At 63.8% G+C, this 19,531-nt stretch carries 19 protein-coding genes; 13 read left to right on the top strand and 6 right to left on the bottom strand.

What is annotated here, in order from left to right:
- Positions 1-234: 234 nt before the first annotated feature.
- Complete coding sequence (locus ACZIRK_RS15420) at positions 235-1,446, top strand: TrmJ/YjtD family RNA methyltransferase (protein WP_463327629.1); 1,212 nt, start codon at positions 235-237, stop codon at positions 1,444-1,446.
- Positions 1,447-1,555: 109 nt separating this feature from the next.
- On the opposite strand, the gene ACZIRK_RS15415 is transcribed toward ACZIRK_RS15420, so the two are convergent.
- Both ACZIRK_RS15415 and ACZIRK_RS15410 read right to left on the bottom strand, forming a co-directional pair.
- A complete protein-coding gene (locus ACZIRK_RS15415; RefSeq protein WP_463327628.1) occupies positions 1,556-2,770 on the bottom strand; it encodes a diguanylate cyclase in 1,215 nt (404 codons plus the stop codon).
- Positions 2,771-2,827: 57 nt separating this feature from the next.
- Entirely contained in the window at positions 2,828-4,786 is a 1,959-nt protein-coding gene (locus ACZIRK_RS15410) for a sigma-54 interaction domain-containing protein (protein ID WP_463327627.1), read from the bottom strand.
- A 172-nt stretch (positions 4,787-4,958) separates the two neighbouring features.
- Here ACZIRK_RS15410 and ACZIRK_RS15405 point away from each other — a divergent pair, with 172 nt between their 5' ends.
- The 6 genes from ACZIRK_RS15405 to ACZIRK_RS15380 all read left to right on the top strand — a co-directional run bounded on the left by ACZIRK_RS15405 (position 4,959) and on the right by ACZIRK_RS15380 (position 9,209).
- Entirely contained in the window at positions 4,959-6,341 is a 1,383-nt protein-coding gene (locus tag ACZIRK_RS15405) for a CmpA/NrtA family ABC transporter substrate-binding protein (RefSeq protein WP_463327626.1), read from the top strand.
- Positions 6,342-6,370: 29 nt separating this feature from the next.
- Complete coding sequence (ntrB, locus tag ACZIRK_RS15400) at positions 6,371-7,210, top strand: nitrate ABC transporter permease (RefSeq protein WP_028166373.1); 840 nt, start codon at positions 6,371-6,373, stop codon at positions 7,208-7,210.
- A 4-nt stretch (positions 7,211-7,214) separates the two neighbouring features.
- Positions 7,215-8,141: an ABC transporter ATP-binding protein gene (locus ACZIRK_RS15395; protein WP_130226209.1), complete on the top strand. Its 927-nt coding sequence runs from the start codon at positions 7,215-7,217 to the stop codon at positions 8,139-8,141.
- A 64-nt stretch (positions 8,142-8,205) separates the two neighbouring features.
- Positions 8,206-8,694 carry a cyanase gene (gene cynS, locus ACZIRK_RS15390; protein ID WP_130226210.1) on the top strand — a complete coding sequence of 163 codons (489 nt, stop codon included), beginning with the start codon at positions 8,206-8,208 and terminating at the stop codon, positions 8,692-8,694.
- Positions 8,695-8,825: 131 nt separating this feature from the next.
- Positions 8,826-9,014 carry a hypothetical protein gene (locus ACZIRK_RS15385; protein WP_245474741.1) on the top strand — a complete coding sequence of 63 codons (189 nt, stop codon included), beginning with the start codon at positions 8,826-8,828 and terminating at the stop codon, positions 9,012-9,014.
- Between the two features lie 36 nt (positions 9,015-9,050).
- Entirely contained in the window at positions 9,051-9,209 is a 159-nt protein-coding gene (locus ACZIRK_RS15380; RefSeq protein WP_245287454.1) for a hypothetical protein, read from the top strand.
- 15 nt (positions 9,210-9,224) lie between these two features.
- Here ACZIRK_RS15380 and ACZIRK_RS15375 read toward each other — a convergent pair whose 3' ends face one another.
- Positions 9,225-9,548 carry a DUF1476 domain-containing protein gene (locus tag ACZIRK_RS15375; RefSeq protein ID WP_028166375.1) on the bottom strand — a complete coding sequence of 108 codons (324 nt, stop codon included), beginning with the start codon at positions 9,546-9,548 and terminating at the stop codon, positions 9,225-9,227.
- 334 nt (positions 9,549-9,882) lie between these two features.
- Between ACZIRK_RS15375 and purC the strand changes: the two genes are divergently transcribed.
- The 5 genes from purC to ACZIRK_RS15350 all read left to right on the top strand — a co-directional run bounded on the left by purC (position 9,883) and on the right by ACZIRK_RS15350 (position 14,263).
- On the top strand, positions 9,883-10,650 hold the full coding sequence (gene purC, locus ACZIRK_RS15370; protein ID WP_008974302.1) for a phosphoribosylaminoimidazolesuccinocarboxamide synthase: 768 nt from the start codon (positions 9,883-9,885) through the stop codon (positions 10,648-10,650).
- Between the two features lie 16 nt (positions 10,651-10,666).
- Complete coding sequence (purS, locus tag ACZIRK_RS15365; RefSeq protein ID WP_028166376.1) at positions 10,667-10,906, top strand: phosphoribosylformylglycinamidine synthase subunit PurS; 240 nt, start codon at positions 10,667-10,669, stop codon at positions 10,904-10,906.
- Positions 10,906-11,607 carry a phosphoribosylformylglycinamidine synthase subunit PurQ gene (gene purQ, locus ACZIRK_RS15360; protein WP_463327625.1) on the top strand — a complete coding sequence of 234 codons (702 nt, stop codon included), beginning with the start codon at positions 10,906-10,908 and terminating at the stop codon, positions 11,605-11,607. Before purS ends, purQ begins: the two co-directional genes overlap by 1 nt.
- On the top strand, positions 11,604-12,572 hold the full coding sequence (locus ACZIRK_RS15355) for a tripartite tricarboxylate transporter substrate binding protein BugD (protein ID WP_463327624.1): 969 nt from the start codon (positions 11,604-11,606) through the stop codon (positions 12,570-12,572). The genes purQ and ACZIRK_RS15355 overlap by 4 nt, the downstream gene beginning before the upstream one ends.
- 86 nt (positions 12,573-12,658) lie before the next feature.
- On the top strand, positions 12,659-14,263 hold the full coding sequence (locus ACZIRK_RS15350; RefSeq protein ID WP_463327623.1) for an ABC transporter substrate-binding protein: 1,605 nt from the start codon (positions 12,659-12,661) through the stop codon (positions 14,261-14,263).
- Between the two features lie 15 nt (positions 14,264-14,278).
- Here ACZIRK_RS15350 and ACZIRK_RS15345 read toward each other — a convergent pair whose 3' ends face one another.
- A complete protein-coding gene (locus ACZIRK_RS15345; RefSeq protein WP_245474742.1) occupies positions 14,279-15,274 on the bottom strand; it encodes a DMT family transporter in 996 nt (331 codons plus the stop codon).
- A 70-nt stretch (positions 15,275-15,344) separates the two neighbouring features.
- Positions 15,345-15,824 (bottom strand): PaaI family thioesterase, encoded by a 480-nt coding sequence (locus ACZIRK_RS15340; protein ID WP_463327622.1) that lies wholly within the window; start codon positions 15,822-15,824, stop codon positions 15,345-15,347.
- Between the two features lie 161 nt (positions 15,825-15,985).
- Here ACZIRK_RS15340 and purL point away from each other — a divergent pair, with 161 nt between their 5' ends.
- The gene (gene purL / locus ACZIRK_RS15335) at positions 15,986-18,193 is read left to right on the top strand and encodes a phosphoribosylformylglycinamidine synthase subunit PurL (RefSeq protein WP_130226215.1); all 2,208 of its coding nucleotides are present in this window, start codon (positions 15,986-15,988) and stop codon (positions 18,191-18,193) included.
- Between the two features lie 123 nt (positions 18,194-18,316).
- On the opposite strand, the gene ACZIRK_RS15330 is transcribed toward purL, so the two are convergent.
- Positions 18,317-19,501 (bottom strand): acyltransferase family protein, encoded by a 1,185-nt coding sequence (locus ACZIRK_RS15330; protein ID WP_463327621.1) that lies wholly within the window; start codon positions 19,499-19,501, stop codon positions 18,317-18,319.
- Between the last annotated feature and the right edge of the window lie 30 nt (positions 19,502-19,531).

Below are 19,531 nucleotides of genomic sequence, written 5' to 3'. Positions count from 1 at the left end.
GCCGCTATGTCTCATGCTTCAGGCGGCAGCGGAAGAGTGGAAGTGGGGTTGCGACGCTTCGCATCTCAGGTTTCGGATGAAGATTCAAGAACAGCCGTAAAGCCATTATTCCGCTTGAGAAATTTGCGCCCACGGGGCAATCCGGGCGTAGCAGGAAACCTGGCACTCTGATTCAACTCCTTCAGGACCTGAATCAGATTGTTCAGAGATTGAATCAGGAAGCGAAGTTTTAAGATGTCCGGCACCGACAAGACCAAGACCGGCCACGACCTCAGGGGTCCCGTCGTGATCCTGGTCGAACCGCAGCTTGGCGAGAACATCGGGATGGCTGCGCGCGCGATGGGCAATTTCGCGCTGTCGCAGCTCCGGCTGGTCAATCCGCGCGACGGCTGGCCGAACATCGCCGCGCAGCGCGCCGCAGCGGGCGCGGACCACATTCTCGACCATGTCGAGCTGTTCGACACCGTCACCGAGGCCGTCGCCGATCTCGACCTGTTGTTCGCCACCACCGCCCGCGCCCATGACCAGGCCAAGCCGGTGGTCGGGCCGGAAGCGGCCGCGCGCGAGATCGTGGCGTACGTCGCCGCCGGCGGCGGGGCCGGCATCCTGTTCGGCCGCGAGCGCGCCGGACTGACCAACGAGGAGGTCGCGCTCGCCGACCGCATCGTCACCTTCCCGGTCAATCCCGGCTTTGCCTCGCTGAACCTCGCTCAGGCGGTGCTGCTGATGGGCTATGAGTGGTTCAAGCTCGCGACCGCGGGCGTGCTGCCGTTCGCGATGCCTGAGCGATCCGAGCGCGCCTCCCAGCACCAGGTTCAGGCGTTCTTCGACAATCTGGTCGCCGAGCTCGACAAGGTCGAGTTCCTGCGGCCGCGCGAGAAGCGCGACACTATGCTGGTCAACCTGCGCAACATCTTCACCCGGATGGAGCCGACCAAGCAGGACATGCATACCCTGCACGGTGTGATCATGGCGATCGCCGAGGGACGCAAGGGGCCGGCCAAGGGCGGCGTGCTCGACGGCGAGCAGGCGACCCGGCTGCGGGCGCTCCTCGCCGAGCAGGGGCAGGGCGGCGGCGCCTCCGCCGATGCCAGCAGCACGGTGCGCGGACTGGCGCGGCTCCTCCGGCGCAACCCGACCGATGCGGAGCGCATCCTGTGGCAGGCGCTGACCAAGGATCGCCGCTTTGCCGGCCTGTTCAAGCGCCAGACCCCGGTGGGGCGTCATATCCCCGATTTCGTCTCCTTCATCCACCGGATCGCGATCGAGCTGGAAAACCCTGACGAGAGCGAGACCATCGTGGCCGACCGGGCCAAACGACGGGAATGGCTGGAGGAGCGGGACTATCGCGTGCTCAACCTGCGCGCAGCCGAAGTCGAGCGCGATCTGGCCGGCGAACTGGACCGGCTCGCATCGAACCTGCCAGCCCGGCGAGACGCTCCGTAGCCCGGGTGGAGCGCCAGCGTAACCCGGGGCCGCTCGCAAGAGTCGACGCAGAAGTCCCGGGTTGCGCTGCGCTCCACCCGGGCTACGAGGCTACCAGGCTCGTCAAGTTTCAGGCCGCCATCCCGGCGGCCTTGGCCGCGCTGCTGTGTTGGAGCCGCTGCAGGGCGGCGAGGTTGATCTCGAAGGAAGCGAGGCAGCAGCGGGACTTGCCGGTGGATTTCGCTTCATAGAGCGCGGTATCGGCGGCCGAGAGCAACTCCTCGGCCTCGGTGCCGTGCTCCGGCGACATCGCAACGCCGACGCTGACGCCGACCTGGACGCAAATCTCCTCGCCTAGCCGATAGGACATCGCGACCTCATCGATGATCCGATGTCCGATGGCGAGCGCCTGCTCTGCGGTGATGCTGTCGGCCAGCACGACGAATTCGTCGCCGCCCATGCGCGCGATGACGGCGCTATTGGGCAGGGCGCGACGGAGCCGGTCGGCGACCAGTTGGAGCACCTTGTCGCCGGCCGCATGCCCGAAGGTGTCGTTGATCGGCTTGAAATTGTCGAGATCGAAGAACAGCACGGCAAAGGAGCCGTCGTCGCGACTGGAGGCTTCCAGCTTCCTGTTGAGAGCATCGACGATACCGGCGCGATTCCACAGCCCCGTGAGCGCATCGTGGTGGGCCATGTGGCCGTTCTCGCGCTCGGCGCGCATCGTCGCGATCAGCATCCTGTTGAGCCGGAAGGCCGCGTCCGTCATCGCCGCAAGATAGAGCGGCACCTGCAGGAACACGAGGTAAAGCAGCGGCTCGCCGGCAAGCGCGGCGCCGGGGACGATCGGGCCGAGGGCGAGCAGGATCATCGTCCCGGCCAATCGCGGTGCGCTGAAATTGCGGAAGCAGATGCCGCCGACCATCGCCGCCGCCGACAGGCAGGCGAGCAGTGCGACGACCCGGTCGCCGCTGGCGAGGCTGACGGCCACGCCGAATCCGACGCTGGCGCTCCAGGCGACCGCGAGCAGCACATGCAGCTCGGTCGGGGTCCGGCGCCGGCCACGCGCCCGGCGATGGGCGACGACCAATACCGAAAGGCGGGCGAGGCAAATCGCGACTTCGAGGATGAACCAGGCGAAGAACAATGCGGTCGGTTGCCGGATCGCGATCACGCCTGCCACCGCCATCGTGTTGACCGCGCCGGCCGCAAACACCGGTAGCGAGCCGTGGAGGTCGGCGATCAGCGCCGCGCGGATATCCTCAGGCGCGCCGGGACCGGCGTCGGCCAGCCAGCGCGTCACGCCCCAGCGCGGCCGGCTGTAAGGTCCCTTGTCGGACTTCATTGCAGAGCACCCCTGTCTTCCCGGGGTACAACAACACCGTGCCCGCCTAACAGGCTTTTAAGGCGCGCCCCGATCTCTTGCCGTGCTTGACGGGGGGTAAACCGGTCGCTGCCGCCCGGCAATTCCGAGCGCCTTGATCCGCGAGGCCAGCGTGGTCGGCTTCATGTCGAGCATTTCGGCCGCACCGCCGGGGCCGAACACCTTGCCGGCGCAGGCTTCGAGCGCCGCGACGATGTTGGCGCGCTCGTGATCGCGCAGCTCCGCTGCCGTCATGACCGCGGGACGCGCGTCGGCCTTGGCGCGGGTCGAGCCCGGCGAGGCCTGGTTGCCGGGCACATCGGGCAGGTCGATGCGCAGCCGGCCGTTCTGGGCGAGGATCGCCGCGCGTTCGATCACGTTCTGCAATTCGCGGACATTGCCCGGCCAGTCGTAGCGGGCAAGGCGCCTGGCGTCGCCCTCCGACAGGCGCAGATCGGATCTCGGCGCCTTGCTTTCGCTGCTCAGGAAATGCTGCGCCAAGAGCGGGATGTCTTCGCGCCGCTCGCGCAAGGGCACCGATTCGATCGGAAACACGTTGAGACGGAAATAGAGATCCTCGCGAAACCGGCCGCGCTGCACCTCCTGCTTGAGGTCGCGGTTGGTGGCGGCGATCAGCCGCACATCCACGGTGCGGGTGCGCTCCTCGCCGACCCGCTCGAAATTGCCTTCCTGCAGCACGCGCAGCAGCTTGCCCTGCAGCTCCAGCGGGATTTCGCCGACCTCGTCGAGAAACAGCGTGCCGCCGTCGGCCAGCTCGAACCGGCCGATGCGGTCGCGCGTCGCGCCCGTGAAGGCGCCGCGGACATGGCCGAAGAATTCGCTCTCGAACAATTCGCGCGGGATCGCGGCGCAGTTGACGCGGATCAGCGGCCGATCGGAGCGGCTGCTCGCTTCATGGATGGCGCGCGCGATCAGCTCCTTGCCGGTGCCGGACTCGCCTGTGATCATCACCGCCGCCGACGTTGGCGCCACCAGCTTGACCTGGCGCAGCGTCTTCTGGATCGCCTCGCTCTGGCCGATGATGCCGCGCGGATTGGTCTCGATGCGGATTTCTTCCTGCAGGTAGGCGTTTTCCAGCTCCAGCCGCTCGCGCAGGCGATCGACCTCGGCAAGTGCGGCGTGCAGCTTCTCGTCCGCCTCGCGCCGGTGGCTGACGTCGCGGAACACCACGACGGCGCCGACCACGACGCCGCGGTCGCGGATCGGCGTCGAGGTATATTCGACCCAGACCGGCGAGCCGTCCTTGCGCCAGAACACTTCGCCGTCGACCTGGTGCACGGCGCCGTCGCGGAACGCCGCATAGATCGGGCAATCATGATCTGGGTAGTGCCGCCCGTCATGATGAGTGTGATGGACGACAGGGTGGATCTCCTTGCCCACCAATTCCTCGGCGGTCCAGCCCAGCATCCGTTCGGCGGCTGGGTTGACGAAAGTGGTCTTTCCTTCCGCGTTGACGCCGTAGATGCCTTCGCCGGCGGCGCGCAGGATCAACTGGTTCTCGCGCTCGATGTCCTGGAAGACGCGCTCGACCCGCTGCCAGGTGGCGATGCCGCTGCGCATGTGGTCCTCGGCGGCGGCATCGACATAGCGCCGGCGGCGCGCGTCGAGGTCGCTCATCGTCAGCAGCATCAGCGTACGCCCGTCATGCGGCACCACGCAGCCGGCATATTCGATCCGAAGATTCTGTCCGGTCGCATGTCGTGGTGTCAGCGCATCGGTCCAGTACGCGCCCTTGTCGAGCACCGCCTGGGTGAAGACGATCAAAGCCGGCAATTGGCCTGCATGCAGCGTGCTCACCTTGGTCTGGCGCAGCAGCGCGCGGTCATAGCCGAGCAGGGAACAGGCGGCGGGGTTGGCGTCGAGGATCACGTCGGCATCGGGATCGAGCAGCAGCGTCGGCTCGATCGCGCACTCGAAGGCAGCGGCACGCAGGTTCGCATCGTATGCGCTCGCGGTCGCGCTGAGAGCCAGGTCCATCGTGCACGTCGCCCCGAAAAATCGTAATTTGATTACGATTTTTCGTGTATCACGAGTTTTTGTAGTCGCCAAGGCGCCGATAAAAGCCTGCGACATCAATGTCATCGGCTCAAAAAAGAGGCTGGCACGGAGCTTGCGTAAATCCTTTGGCAAACGCCGCGCAGGAGGTCCGATGTCCATCTTCGACAATCCATTCGATCCCGACCGCAATCTCCGCACCGGCTGCAGTTGCGGCCGCCATCTCAGCGAAGCCGAGCACCGCCATGCCGAACTGGCGCTGCGCTGTGAGCCTGCGGAGAGCGAGGACAAGCGTTACGAGGGCGTCGTCGCCTCAGCCGTGATGCGCGCGGTGTTTCCGCAGGACGCGACCCGGCGCGTCTTCCTGAAGTCGGTCGGCGCCTCCACGGCGCTTGCGGCGCTGTCGCAGTTCTTCCCGATCAAGGCGGCGACCGAGGTGTTCGCGCAAGGCGCTGCGCCCGAGAAGAAGGACCTCAAGGTCGGCTTCATCCCGATCACCTGCGCGACACCGATCATCATGGCCGCGCCGATGGGCTTCTACGCCAAGCACGGATTGAACGTCGAAGTCATCAAGACCGCCGGTTGGGCTGTCATCCGCGACAAGACCATCAACAAGGAATACGACGCCGCGCACATGCTGTCGCCGATGCCGCTCGCGATCACCATGGGCGTCGGCTCCAACCCGCTGCCCTACACGATGCCGGCGGTCGAGAACATCAATGGGCAGGCGATCACGCTTGCGATCAAGCACAAGGACAAGCGCGATCCCAAGGATTGGAAGGGCTTCAAGTTCGCCGTACCCTTCGACTATTCGATGCACAATTACTTGCTGCGTTACTATCTCGCCGAGCACGGCCTCGACCCCGACGTCGATGTGCAGATCCGCGCGGTGCCGCCGCCGGAGATGGTCGCCAATCTCCGCGCCGACAATATCGACGGCTTCCTCGGGCCCGATCCGATGAATCAGCGCGCGGTCTATGACGGCGCCGGCTTCATCCACATCCTGACCAAGGACATCTGGGAGGGCCATCCCTGCTGCGCCTTCGCGGCATCGAAGGAGTTCGTCACCTCGATGCCGAACACCTATGGCGCGCTGCTGAAATCGATCATCGAGGCCACCGCGTTCGCGCACAAGGCCGAGAACCGCAAGCAGATCGCGGAAGCGATCGCGCCGGCGAACTACCTGAATCAGCCGCAGATCGTGCTCGAGCAGATCCTGACGGGCACCTTTGCCGATGGTCTCGGCAATGTCGTCACGCAGCCGGGCCGCGTCGACTTCGATCCCTTCCCCTGGCAGTCGTTCGCCGTCTGGATCATGACGCAGATGAAGCGCTGGGGGCAGATCAAGGGTGATGTCGATTACAAGGCGGTGGCCGAACAGGTCTATCTCGCCACCGACACCGGCAAGCTGATGGCCGAGATGGGGCTGACGCCGCCGACGACCACGTACAAGTCGTTCGCGGTGATGGGCAAGACGTTCGATCCCGCTAAGCCGGACGACTATCTCGCAAGCTTCAAGATCAGGAAGGCGTCGTGAGGGCGGCTCCCGCTTACGGGGAGAGGGAGATGATGAACTCCCTTCGCCTGCGCGCGGCGATCGTCTCGATCGTGCTGTTCGCCGCCTTCATCGGCGTCTGGCATCTTGCGACCCGCAGCACCGGTCCGGCCACCAACATGAGCCCGGAATACGCGAAGCTGATGGGGCTCACCGCCACGCAAGGCAAATCGGCGATGCCGGGTCCGCTCGATGTCGGCGCCAAATTGTGGGAGCACTTGAGGCGCCCGTTCTACGACAACGGGCCGAACGACAAGGGGCTTGGCATCCAGCTCGCTTATTCGATCGGCCGCGTCGGGCTCGGCTATCTGATTGCGGTCCTGGTCGCGATCCCGCTCGGCTTCCTGATCGGCATGTCGCCGTTGATCAGCCGGGCGCTCGACCCGTTCATCCAGGTCTTGAAGCCGATCTCGCCGCTCGCCTGGATGCCGCTCGCGCTCTACACCATCAAGGATTCGTCGATTTCAGCGATCTTCGTGATCTTCATCTGCTCGGTGTGGCCCATGCTGCTCAACACCGCGTTCGGCGTCGCCGGCGTGCGCAAGGAATGGATCAACGTCGCGCGCACGCTCGAAGTCGGCACCGTCAGGCGCGCCTTCACCGTGATCCTGCCGGCCGCGGCGCCGACGATCCTGACGGGCATGCGGATCTCGATCGGCATCGCCTGGCTCGTGATCGTCGCTGCCGAAATGCTCGTCGGCGGCACCGGCATCGGTTATTTCGTCTGGAACGAGTGGAACAACCTCTCGATCACCAATGTCATCATCGCTATCCTCATGATCGGGATCGTCGGCATGCTGCTCGACCAGATCCTCGCGCGCTTCACGCGCATGGTCACGTTTCCGGAGTAGGGCGATGACCGACAAATTCATCTCGATCGAAGGCATCGCGCGGCGTTATCCGGGCGCGGGAGGCGGCGCCACCACCGTGTTCGAGGACTTGTGGCTCTCGATGGCGCGCGGCGAATTCGGCTGCGTGATCGGCCATTCCGGCTGCGGCAAGACCACGGTGCTCAACATCCTGGCAGGCCTCGACGAGCCGAGCGAGGGCGCCGTGATCGTCGACGGGCAGGCGATCGAGGGCACAAGCCTCGACCGCGCCGTGATCTTCCAGAGCCACGCGCTGCTTCCCTGGCGCACCGTGCTCGGCAATGTCGCCTACGCCGTCAGCTCGAAATGGCGCAAATGGGACCGCGCGAAGGTCAAGGCGCATGCGCAGAAGTTCATCGATCTCGTCGGTCTCACCGGTTCGGAGCACAAGCGTCCGTCCGAACTGTCGGGCGGCATGAAGCAGCGCGTCGGCATCGCGCGGGCGCTGTCGATCACGCCGAAGATCATGCTGATGGACGAGCCGTTCTCGGCGCTGGACGCGCTGACGCGCGGCACGCTGCAGGACGAGGTGCGGCGCATTTGTCTCGAGACCGGGCAGACCGCGTTCATGATCACCCACGACGTCGACGAGGCGATCTATCTCGCCGACAAGATCTTCCTGATGACCAACGGCCCGGGCGCCGTGCTGGCCGAGATCGTCGAAAATCCGTTGCCCAAGGATCGCGGCCGCATAGATCTGCACCGCCATCCCTATTACTACGCGCTCCGCAACCACATCATCGATTTCCTGGTCAGCCGCAGCAAGAGCTTTGCGGCTGATGCCACCGACCACGACCCGCGCAACGTGCCGACGGTGCGGCCGCGTTTGCCTGAATTGGCGATCGCATCGGACGCCGAGCCGCCAACCGAGACGTCATGGCCGGGCCTGTCCCGGCCATCCACGTCTTCCTGAATCCGATCAACAATTTGGATGCCCGGGACAAGCCGGGGCATGACGAGCAGAAGGAGACCCTGACATGAAACGTTCCGACCTCACCGAAAAGCTGCTCGACATCAAGCGCGAGAAGGGCTGGAGCTGGAAATATATCTGCGAAGAGATCGGCGGCTATTCCGAGGTGCTGATAACAGGCGCGATCCTCGGCCAGATGAAATTGACCAAGCCGCAGGCCGCGAACGCCGGCGAGCTGTTCGGCCTGTCCAAGTCGGAAATCGCGATGCTGAACGAGACGCCGATGCGCGGGGAGGGCGTGCCGATGCCGCCGACCGATCCCTTGATCTACCGCTTCTACGAGCTCGTGATGGTCAATGGCCCGGCCTGGAAGGCGCTGATCGAGGAGGAGTTCGGCGACGGCATCATGTCGGCGATCGACTTCGACATGGTGATGGAGCGCCTGCCGAGTCCCAAGGGCGACCGCGTCAAGTTCACGATGTCCGGAAAATTCCTGCCGTACAAATATTACGGCGCCAGCGGCAACGTACCGGAGTACGGGTTCAAAGAGGGATAGACAATACGGCGGTTAACGCGGGATGAAGTGGTGCATCGATTTTTCGCGGCAAGGGTTCGTCTTATTGCAATCCAAGGTCGCTATAGACCGGCGCGTCACTTCAACCGCAAGGGTCCGCCATAATGTCGCCGATGCGCCTTCTTCTCCCGGCAGCTATAGGCCTGCTGTTCCTGATCGCTCCTGCTTTCGCCCAGACGCCGGCGCAGCGGATCGTCGTCGAGCAATCCGGCAGCTCTCCGCGCCAGGAGGGGGCGGTGCGGGTTCAGAGCTCGATCAATTTCTTTATCGCCGGTCCGACCGGAGAGGGGGATGAGGCGTAGAAGCTCCGTGAACGCGCGCGCCGCATCGTCTATGAGATGGCGGCGCGCGAATGTGATCTGCTGCGGGAAGTGCTGGCCAAGGACTGCCGGATGGAATCGGTGACCAGCAACATCAACATCAACCGGCAATTTGGTCAGCAGCAGGAGGGCTTGACCATCAACGGCTCGATGAGCTTTCAAATCACGTTGAAATAGCCCCGAGCAGCGGGCCTATGCCCCCGCCTTCACCTGCGCCACGGCCTGCACCAGCAGTTCGTCCATCTTGGCGCGGATTTGAGCTTCCGTGATGGCCTCGCCCTTCGCGGTGAGGTCCTTGAAGACCTTCTGCAGCACGTCCTGGTCGCCGGCTTCCTCGAAATCGGCGGCAACCACTTCCTTGGCGTAGGTGTTGGCGGCATCGCCCGCGAGGCCAAGCTTTTCCGCCGCCCACATGCCTAACAACTTGTTGCGGCGCGCCTCGGCCTTGAATTTCTGCTCCTCGTCGAGGGCGAATTTCTTCTCAAAACCTTCCTCGCGCTTATCGAATGTGGTCATCGGTGGTTCCAATTGCTGCTGACGGACGAATGGAGCTTGCGTTGCGGCAGCCCCGGCGGATGCCTAGATAGAAGGGACGAATCGGCAAGACAACGAGCCGTTAAGCCGCAGGCAGAATGGCAGATTTTGGCGCCCTAATCCAAGGCGGATAAGTCGGCCATAAAGGGTCCGGGTCGATTGTGCTGGATGGGCCAATCGGATAGGTTGCCATACGGCTTGGTTCTTGTTCTGTTTGGGGTTCCAGGCTTCCGCGGCAGCTCCGTCGTGGGTCGCGATCCCTAGTCAACCGGAGCACACCAGATTCATGGATTTCAACAAAACACGGTACATCCCAATGAGCCGTCGACGCCGCATTTATGAAGGCAAGGCCAAGGTCCTTTACGAAGGTCCCGAGCCCGGAACCCTCATCCAGCACTTCAAGGACGACGCGACCGCGTTCAATGCCAAGAAACACCAGGTGATCGAGGGCAAGGGCGTCCTCAACAACCGGATTTCGGAGTACCTGTTTCAGCACCTCAATGACATCGGGGTGCCGACGCACTTCATCCGTCGCCTCAACATGCGCGAGCAATTGATTCGCGAGGTCGAGATCGTGCCGCTGGAAGTGGTGGTGCGGAACGTCGCTGCCGGCTCGCTGTCGCAGCGCCTCGGTATCGAGGAAGGTACGCAGTTGCCGCGCTCGATCATCGAATTCTACTACAAGAACGACCAGCTCAACGACCCCATGGTGTCGGAAGAGCATATCACCGCCTTCGGCTGGGCGACGCCGCAGGAGATCGACGACATCATGGCGCTCGCTATCCGGGTCAACGACTTCCTGACCGGGCTTTTCCTGGGGATCGGCATCCGACTGGTCGACTTCAAGATGGAATGCGGGCGGCTGTTTGAGAACGAAATGATGCGGATCATCGTCGCCGACGAGATCTCGCCCGATTCGTGCCGGCTGTGGGACATCAAGTCGAACGAGAAGCTCGACAAGGACCGTTTCCGCCGCGATCTCGGCGGGCTGCTGGAAGCCTATACCGAGGTGGCAAAGCGGCTCGGCATCCTCATGGAGAACGAGCGGCCGGCGGGCTCCGGTCCGGTGCTGGTGAAGAGCTGAGAGGGGCTAGGTTTAAGTGAAGGCACGCGTCACCGTTACGTTGAAATCCGGCATCCTCGATCCCCAAGGCAAGGCGATCGAGGGCGCCCTGAAATCGCTCGGCGTCGATGGTGTCGCCAGCGTCCGCCAGGGCAAGGTGTTCGACATCGAGCTCTCCGGCTCCGACCGCGCCAAGGCGGAAGCCGCGCTGAAAGAGGCGGCCGACAGGCTGCTCGCCAATACCGTGATCGAGAATTATCGGGTCGAACTGCTCTGATGAAATCCGCCGTCCTCGTCTTTCCCGGCATCAATCGCGAGCGCGACATGGCGCGGGCGCTCAAGCTCATCTCGGACAAGGAGCCGGCGATGGTCTGGCACGCCGAGACCTCGCTGCCTGAAGGCACCGACCTCGTCGTGGTGCCCGGCGGCTTCTCCTATGGCGATTACTTGCGCTGCGGCGCGATTGCAGCGCGGGCGCCGATCATGAACGCGGTGCGCGACTACGCCAGCAAGGGCGGTCTCGTGCTCGGCGTCTGCAACGGCTTTCAGATCCTCTGCGAATCCGGGCTGCTGCCGGGCGTGTTGATGCGCAATGCGGGATTGAAGTTCATCTGCCACGACGTGCATCTGCGCGTCGAACGCTCCGACACGCCGTTCACCCGCGGCTACAATGCCGGCCAGGTGATCCGCGTCCCGGTCGCGCATGGCGAGGGCAATTACGAGGCGGATGAAGAGACGATCAAGCGATTGGAAGGCGAGGGACGGGTGCTCTATCGCTACTGCTCGCCGGACGGCGTGGTCGACGAGCGCCACAATATCAATGGCGCCGCGCAATCAATCGCCGGCATCGTCAACGACGGCGGCAATGTGCTCGGCATGATGCCCCATCCGGAAAATCACGTCGAGGACATCATGGGCTGCACCGACGGCCGCGGCCTGTTTGCGGGCCTGGTCCAGCATCTGGAAAAGGCCGCGTGAAGTCGGTCGTCGCGAGGTGGCTCGCGGCGATTGCGTCGCTTTGGCTTGCGACTACGGCGCACGCCCAGGATTTCCCGAAACACCCCATCACCATGATCGTGCCGTTCGCGGCCGGCGGCACCTCCGACGTGATTGCGCGCGTGGTTGCCGAGCAGATGAGCGTGGCGCTGGGGCAGCCGATCGTGATTGAGAATGTCGCGGGCGCCGGCGGCTCGACCGCGCTGTCCCGGGCCGCGCGTGCGGAGCCGGATGGCTACACGATTGCGATCGGCAACGCCGGCACCAGCGCCGCCACCTACACGATCTATCCGAAACTGCCGTTTACGCCGGACTCCTTTGTGCCGTTCGCGGTGGTCGCAAAGACCTTTGGCATCATTGCTTTGCGCAAGGATTTTCCCGCCAAGGATCTGCAGGAGTTCATCGCTTACGCGAAGAAGAATCCCGGCAAGATCAATCTTGGCCATGCCGGCGTCGGCTCCTCGAATTACCTGATCTGCAAGAGTTTTGTGAACGCCGCCGGAATCGACGTGACGCTGGTCGGCTATCGCGGCGCTGCGCCAGCGCTGACGGATGCGATCGGCGGCCAGATCGACGGCGTTTGCGATGCGGCGGCCTCGGTGTCGCAGGCGATCAACGAGAAGCTGGTGAAGGGACTCGTGGTCGGCTCGACTGTGCGGCTTGCGACGCTGCCTGATCTGCCGACCTCGGCAGAAGCAGGCCTGCCCGAATTCGAGGCGCAGGGCTGGAACGGGTTATTCGCGCCAAAGGGTACGCCGCCCGAGATCATTGCCAAATTGAACGCCGCGGCGCGGACCGCCGTGGAGAGCGAGGCGGTGAAAAAACGCTTCACCGATCTGTCGACGGTTGCGCCCGACGCCAACGAGCATGCGCCGGACGTGCTGCAACAGCTCGTCGCGCGCGATGTCGAGAAATACAAGAAGCTGCTGGCGGACGACCAGAAATAATCGGCTCAGCACTGCTGGCCTGAAACTTGCCCGTAACTCCCCGATCCAGGCACGGATCTTTCCGATCGTCGGACGGGAGGAGTTTTATGCTCATTCGCAAGGCTTGCTGCACGTTCACGCTCGCCGCCGCGCTGCTTTCGTCGCATGCGGTAATGGCCGAAACCACGCTGCGCATCGGCATGACGGCATCCGATATCCCCACGGCGACCGGGCTGCCGAACAACGGCTTCGAAGGAATGCGCTTTCTCGGCTACCCGATCTTCGAGGGATTGGTGCTGTGGGATTTGACCAGGACCGACAGATTGGCCGGTTTGCGTCCGGGGCTAGCAGAGAAATGGGAACAGGATCCCGAGAACAACAAGACCTGGATCTTCCATCTGCGCCATGGCGTCAAATTCCACGACGGCACGGATTTCAATGCGGATGCCGTGATCTGGAATCTCGATCGCTATTTCGACACGTCCAGCCCGCAATTCGAGGCCGCGAGTTCGGCGATGTCGCGAGCGCGCGTTCCCGTGATGGGCAGCTACAAGAAGATCGATGACTTCACGGTCGCCATCACCACGACCAAGCCGGCGTCCTATTTCCCCTACATGGCGGTGTATCTTCTGTTCACATCGCCGGCGTCCTTCGAAAAGGCGGGGCGGGATTGGGCCAAGGTAGCGACCTTGCCGGCCGCCGGTACCGGACCGTTCCGCATCACCAAGGTCGTGCCGCGCCAGGAGGCGGATCTGATGCGCTGGGATGGGTATTGGGACGCGAGCAAAAGGGCGAAGGTCGACAACGTCGTGCTCATGCCGATCCCTGAAGCGAACTCGCGCTTGGCCGCGCTTCGCTCCGGTCAGGTCGACTGGATCGAGGTGCCGCCGGCCGACGGCGTCGCTTCGCTGAAATCGGCGGGCTTCACCATCACCACCGGCTCCTATCCCCATGTCTGGCCGTGGTTCTACAATATCGGCGCGACCAACAGCCCCTTCAAGGACGTGAAAGTCCGCCAGGCCCTGAACTATTGCATCGACCGCGATGGACTCGTTGCACTGCTGAACGGGACCGCGGAGCCTTCGGTGGGCTGGCTCAAGGCCAGCGACCCCGATTTCGGCTCGCCAGCGAACCGCTACAAGTTCGACCCCGCCAGGGGCAAGGCGCTGCTTGCCGAGGCCGGATACACGGCGGCGAAGCCATTGTCCTTCAAGGTGCTGATCTCGAATTCCGGCTCGGGCCAGATGCTGCCTTTGCCGATGAACGAATTCCTGCAGCAAAACCTGAAAGAGGCGTGCGGTGTGAACGTGGCCTTCGACGTGATCGAATGGCAGGTTCTGTTGACCGCCGCGCGGGCGACGCCGGATAGTCCCACTTTGCAGGGCGCCATGGGGCTCAATATCTCGTCGCCATCCTCCGATGCCGGCATCATGGCGCGCTATTTCTCGTCCGAGAATTTTTCGCCGAACGGGTTCAATTTCGAGCAGTGGAAGGACCCTGAGTTCGACGATGCGCTCAAGACGATCTCGGAGGCCACCGACCCCAAGGTGATCGCGGCCGCCTATCGCAAGGCGCATGAACGCCTGGTCGACAACCCGCCCTGGCTCTACATCGTGCACGATCTCAACCCGCGCGCGATGAGCCCGAAGGTCAAGGGATTCGTCTCGCCGCAATCGTGGTTCGTCGATCTGACCCTGGTGAGCCTGCAGTAAAGGCTTTCGAGGCCCTCAGCCCCTCAGCCGCATCCGCAGCCAGTTTAGGGCGAGCCTGTAACGGTCGCCCGGAACGGTCATCGCGGCTACGCCCGCCATGACGAGCACAAGCCCGAGGGTGAGGTTCGAGGGTACGGCTTCGCCGAGCAGCACTACCGACAGGCCAACGCCGATCGGGATGCGCAGGTAGCCTTGCGCGTTGGTAATCAGCGTGCCGAGGCGGGAGAGGCACATGTAGAACAGCATCAGGCCGATCGCGCTGGAGAAGATGCCCATGGTCGTGACGGCGGCGAGCGCCTGCGGCGTCGGATGCAGCGTCCAGGGATGTTCAACGACGATGGCGGCTGGCAGCAGCACGAGGCCGCCGAACAACAGCGAGCCGGCGGCAACCACCATTGGGTCGTAATCGGACAGGCGCAGGCCGAAGATCGTGGCGCAGGCAAACGAGATGGTGGCGAGCAGGATTGCCATCTCGGCAAAGATCTCGCTGCCGAGGCCACCGAGCGCATCGAGGCCGATGATGACGGCGGTGCCGGCGAGGCCAAGGATCGCCCCAGCGAGCTTCAACAGTGTCGCCGGCTCATGCCGCGTGATGGCCCAGGTGATCAGGAAGGCAAAAATCGGCGTGGTCGAGGCGAGCACCACGGTGGGGGCCGCCGCCACATATTGCTGCGCCCAGGTGATCACCAGGAACGGGACCGTCGAGTTGATGGTCTGCTGGAAGGCAAACAGCTTCCACGCCTTGGCGTCGGTCGGAATGCGACGGCCGCGGATGCGCAGGATCACCAGGAGGAACAGCGCCGCGATCAGGGAGCGGGCGGAGATGAAGGTGATCGGCGGGATCGAGCCGAGACCGATCTTGGTCAAGGGATAAGTCGAACTCCAGCAGCAGGCGAGCGCGAGCAGCAGCGCATAATCCTGCCAGCGATGGTGCGGCCGCTTCAGCGCTGATCGTGCAGACGTCTCCACGGCAGCCGTCACGCTACCCGTCCTTAATGTGCTCTTCGGCACCTCTTGCTCCCGGCGCATTGGCGCGCTGGAGCCAGTCTTAGCCTGAGAGCGCAAAAAGGAAAGGCGGGAGCTATGCGCTGGCCTCAAGCGGCGCCTTCAGCTTCACCCGCTTGATCGTCCCGGAGAAGGTGAACAGCGAGCGCTCACCCGTTTTCAGCATGCCGCGCAGGAAGATCAGCGAACCGCCCGCGCGGGTCACTTCGCCCACGCATTCGACCAATTCGCCCTCGCGTGCCGCGTCGAGGAATTCGCAGGAGAATGCCACCGTCACGCCCGGGCCTTCCAATTCGGCCGAGGCGATCGCGAACAGGCAGTAATCCGCAAAGGCCATGAAGCAGCCGCCATGGACGTTGCGCATGCCGTTGAGATGCTTTTTCTCCACCCGGAACGCGCACTGCACGCGGCCGTTCTCATCCATCCGGTGCCAGAACGGGCCGATATGGCTCTCGAAGCTGTCCCGGATCCAGGTGCGCCAGCCCTTGAATTCGCCCTCGGTCGCGACATGCAGGTCGGGGCGGCGGAGGAATGCAGTCTTGGAGAGGTCGTTCACGCTGGCAGGCTTTCAAAATTGAGTTCCGGTCCTTAAATCCGATCCTGTGCGTTTCTGCAAATTCGTCAGCCCGCGGCCCGCCGCCGCAAAGCTCTGGACAGGGCGGAAAAGCGCCATAAAAGGCCTTTGCCCGCACCGCCGATCTACCTAATAAGGGACCCATGAACGAGCCCCAGATCACCCCCGAACTTGTCGCCGCCCATGGGCTCAAGCCTGACGAGTATGAGCGCATCCTGAAATTGATCGGGCGGGTGCCGAGCTTCACAGAGCTGGGAATCTTCTCGGCGATGTGGAACGAGCATTGCTCGTACAAGTCCTCGCGCATCCATCTGCGCGGACTGCCCACGAAAGCACCATGGGTGATCCAGGGGCCCGGCGAGAATGCCGGCGTGATCGACATCGGCGACGGCCAGGCCGTGGTGTTCAAGATGGAGAGCCACAACCACCCGAGCTACATCGAGCCCTATCAGGGCGCGACCACCGGCGTCGGCGGCATTTTACGCGATGTGTTCACGATGGGCGCACGCCCCATCGCCTGCCTCAATGCGCTGAGCTTTGGCGCGCCGGAGCATCCGAAGACGCGCCATCTCGTCTCGGGCGTGGTCGCCGGGGTCGGCGGCTACGGCAATTCCTTCGGCGTGCCGACGGTCGGCGGGCAGGTCCGCTTCCACACCCGCTATGACGGCAACATCCTGGTCAACGCGATGGCGGTCGGTCTCGCTGACGCCGACAAGATCTTCTATGCGGCGGCCTCCGGCGTGAACATGCCGATCGTCTATCTCGGCTCGAAGACCGGCCGCGACGGCATCCATGGCGCGTCGATGGCCTCGGCCGAGTTCGACGACAATTCCGAGGAGAAGCGGCCGACCGTGCAGGTCGGCGATCCCTTCGCGGAGAAGCTGTTGCTCGAGGCCTGCCTCGAGATCATGGAAAAGGGCTGCGTGATCGCGATCCAGGACATGGGCGCGGCGGGGCTCACCTGCTCGGCGGTCGAGATGGGCGCCAAGGGCGATCTCGGCGTCGATCTCGATCTCGACGCGGTGCCGACACGCGAGACCGGCATGAGCGCCTACGAGATGATGCTCTCGGAAAGCCAGGAGCGCATGCTCATGGTCCTCAAGCCCGAGAAGGAGCAGGAAGCCGAGGCGATCTTCCGCAAATGGGGCCTCGATTTCGCGGTGGTCGGCTACACCACGCCGACCAAGCGGTTCGTTGTCAAGCATGGCGGCGACGTCATGGCCGATCTGCCGATCAAGGAGCTCGGCGACGAGGCGCCGGTCTACGACCGCCCGCACACGGCTTCCGCCGCGCAGCCCGTGATCCATGCGCGCGACGTCGAGGCGCCGCTTGGCATTCCGCAGGCGCTGGAGAAGCTGATCGGCACGCCCGAGCTGTGCTCGAAGCGCTGGGTGTGGGAGCAATACGATCACGTCATCCTGGGCAACACCGTGCAGCGCCCCGGCGGCGATGCGGCTGTTGTCCGCGTGCAGGATGGGCCGAAGGGGCTTGCGATGACGGTCGACGTGACGCCGCGCTATTGCGAGGCCGATCCTTATCAGGGCGGCAAGCAGGCAGTGGCGGAAGCCTGGCGCAACATCACCGCGGTGGGCGGCAAGCCGCTCGCGATCACCGACAATCTCAATTTCGGCAATCCTGAGCGGCCCGAGATCATGGGCCAGTTCGTCGGCTGCCTGCAGGGCATTTCCGAAGCTTGCCGCGCGCTGGACTTCCCGGTCGTTTCCGGCAACGTCTCGCTCTACAACGAGACCAACGGCCGCGCCATTCTGCCGACGCCCTCGATCGGTGGTGTCGGCGTGCTCGACGATTTCGCCAAGTCCGCGACGCTCGCGTTCAAGGCGGAAGGCGAGGCGATCCTCTTGATCGGCGAGACCCATGGCTGGCTCGGCCAGTCCGTCTATCTGCGCGACATCTGCGGCCGCGAGGAGGGCGCACCGCCGCCGATCGATCTCGCCGCCGAGAAGCGTAACGGCGATGTCGTGCGCGGGATGATCCACGGTGGTACCGCGACCGCGGTGCATGACATCTCCGACGGCGGGCTGTTGATCGCGCTCGCCGAGATGGCGATCGCAAGCGGCATCGGCGCGCGGTTGTTGGCAGCACCGACGGCGCTGGTGCCGCACGCCTACTGGTTCGGCGAAGATCAGGCGCGCTATATCGTTACCGTACCGGAGGCTGACGCCGGCCGTGTGCTTGCGAAGATGCGGGGTTGCGGCATGCCGTGCGCGCGCATCGGCACCACCGGCGGCGACGCGATCTCAATCGTAGGCGAAACGCCGGTGGCGATCACGACGCTGAACGAAGCGTTCGAGCGCTGGTTGCCGGCCTATATGAGCGGCAAGGCGGCGTAGGGGCGCCGCGTTCTATCCGCTGTCATTGCGAGCGGAGCGAAGCAATCCATGTCGCCACTTGTGGAGCTATGGATTGCTTCGTTGCTGTCGCTCCTCGCAATGACGGCGGAGAGGGCGGCGGCGTCACAACACGTGCTTCGCGCCTGGAATCTTCCGCAAGCCCGCCGTCGCCGCCCAGCTCAGCAGCACCGTCAGCACAAACGCGATGGCCGCCTTCACGATCGCCGGCCAATTGAAATCAAACATCCAATATTGCAGCCAGAGCACGATCGGATAGTGCACCAGGAACATGCCGTAGGCATCCGGCTGCATCGGATCGAGGATGCTCCAGCCGGATTGTTTGAATCGCAGGAAATAGGCCAGGATCACGAACATGATGGCGACGCTGAAGGAAGCGAAGAAGAGACCGTAGGTCGCCTCATACCAGTCCGGCAGCCGCACCGGATTGCCCAGGATTTCGCGCTTGATGTAGATCAGCCCCCACATCAGGCAATACGGAACCAGCGCCGCGACTGCCCAGCCCCAGCTACTCTTTGCAAGCCGGCCGTCTGCAGCCAGCAGACCGCGATCCAAATACATGGCGCCTATGCCTGCACCGAAAAAGAAGTAGGTCGCATAGAGCAGTACGCGGCCGTGCTGGACCGAGAACGGCCCGAACTCGAACCAGCTCCCTGGCCCAAAGTGAACGCGCCCCGGAATGTAGAGCACGGCGGTGACCGCGAGCATGACCACGAAGAACAGGGTGGGCCGTTCGCGCCCCTGCAGCGACAGGCGATTGATCGGATCGATGATTTTGGGTGACAGCAGATACGCCGCGCTCACAACGAGATCGAAGGCGAGCAAGATCCAGAGAAACCAGATCGGGCCGCTCGGCCACGGCCCGACGGTGATGGTTTTCCACCAGAACTCGGAGAAGCTCAGATCCGGAGTTTGACGCAGCGCGAAGGAATAATAGGCCAGCGGAATGAGCGTGAACGCGCAGATCACGAAGGGCAGGCCAAGCCGAACCAGGCGATCGAGCAAGTATTGCACCGGCCCCTTCCGAGACAGGCCCGGCCAGACGAACAGTCCCGACAGGAAGAAGAACATCGCCATGAAGAAGCTGTCGGTGGCGAGCACGATCATGTCGAAAACGAGCGAGTACTTGGGATCGGTGTGTCCGAAATACGTATAGGGAATCACCGAGTGATGCAGCAGCACGACCAGCGTCAGGAACGTGCGGGTACGATCGAGCGCGGCGTTGCGCGCTTTTGCTTTCGGTGCAGCGTGAGCTTCCGCGGTCGCCATGGTGTGGGAGATCGAGCTCATATGCGCCCCCCTCTCAGAGGTGATCGGTTG

Source organism: Bradyrhizobium sp. Leo114 (genome assembly GCF_055229415.2).
This window is presented reverse-complemented; position numbering and strand designations above follow the sequence as displayed.

What these genes read in the sequence shown, in the direction of transcription:
- ACZIRK_RS15375 (WP_028166375.1), bottom strand. Translation starts at nt 9,548, where the DNA reads ATGACCACATTCGATAAGCGCGAGGAAGGTTTTGAGAAGAAATTCGCC.
- ACZIRK_RS15415 (WP_463327628.1), bottom strand. Translation starts at nt 2,770, where the DNA reads ATGAAGTCCGACAAGGGACCTTACAGCCGGCCGCGCTGGGGCGTGACG.
- ACZIRK_RS15395 (WP_130226209.1), top strand. Translation starts at nt 7,215, where the DNA reads ATGACCGACAAATTCATCTCGATCGAAGGCATCGCGCGGCGTTATCCG.
- ntrB (WP_028166373.1), top strand. Translation starts at nt 6,371, where the DNA reads ATGATGAACTCCCTTCGCCTGCGCGCGGCGATCGTCTCGATCGTGCTG.
- ACZIRK_RS15410 (WP_463327627.1), bottom strand. Translation starts at nt 4,786, where the DNA reads ATGGACCTGGCTCTCAGCGCGACCGCGAGCGCATACGATGCGAACCTG.
- ACZIRK_RS15330 (WP_463327621.1), bottom strand. Translation starts at nt 19,501, where the DNA reads ATGAGCTCGATCTCCCACACCATGGCGACCGCGGAAGCTCACGCTGCA.
- ACZIRK_RS15350 (WP_463327623.1), top strand. Translation starts at nt 12,659, where the DNA reads ATGCTCATTCGCAAGGCTTGCTGCACGTTCACGCTCGCCGCCGCGCTG.
- ACZIRK_RS15420 (WP_463327629.1), top strand. Translation starts at nt 235, where the DNA reads ATGTCCGGCACCGACAAGACCAAGACCGGCCACGACCTCAGGGGTCCC.
- purC (WP_008974302.1), top strand. Translation starts at nt 9,883, where the DNA reads ATGAGCCGTCGACGCCGCATTTATGAAGGCAAGGCCAAGGTCCTTTAC.
- purQ (WP_463327625.1), top strand. Translation starts at nt 10,906, where the DNA reads ATGAAATCCGCCGTCCTCGTCTTTCCCGGCATCAATCGCGAGCGCGAC.
- ACZIRK_RS15405 (WP_463327626.1), top strand. Translation starts at nt 4,959, where the DNA reads ATGTCCATCTTCGACAATCCATTCGATCCCGACCGCAATCTCCGCACC.
- ACZIRK_RS15380 (WP_245287454.1), top strand. Translation starts at nt 9,051, where the DNA reads ATGGCGGCGCGCGAATGTGATCTGCTGCGGGAAGTGCTGGCCAAGGAC.
- ACZIRK_RS15385 (WP_245474741.1), top strand. Translation starts at nt 8,826, where the DNA reads ATGCGCCTTCTTCTCCCGGCAGCTATAGGCCTGCTGTTCCTGATCGCT.
- purL (WP_130226215.1), top strand. Translation starts at nt 15,986, where the DNA reads ATGAACGAGCCCCAGATCACCCCCGAACTTGTCGCCGCCCATGGGCTC.
- cynS (WP_130226210.1), top strand. Translation starts at nt 8,206, where the DNA reads ATGAAACGTTCCGACCTCACCGAAAAGCTGCTCGACATCAAGCGCGAG.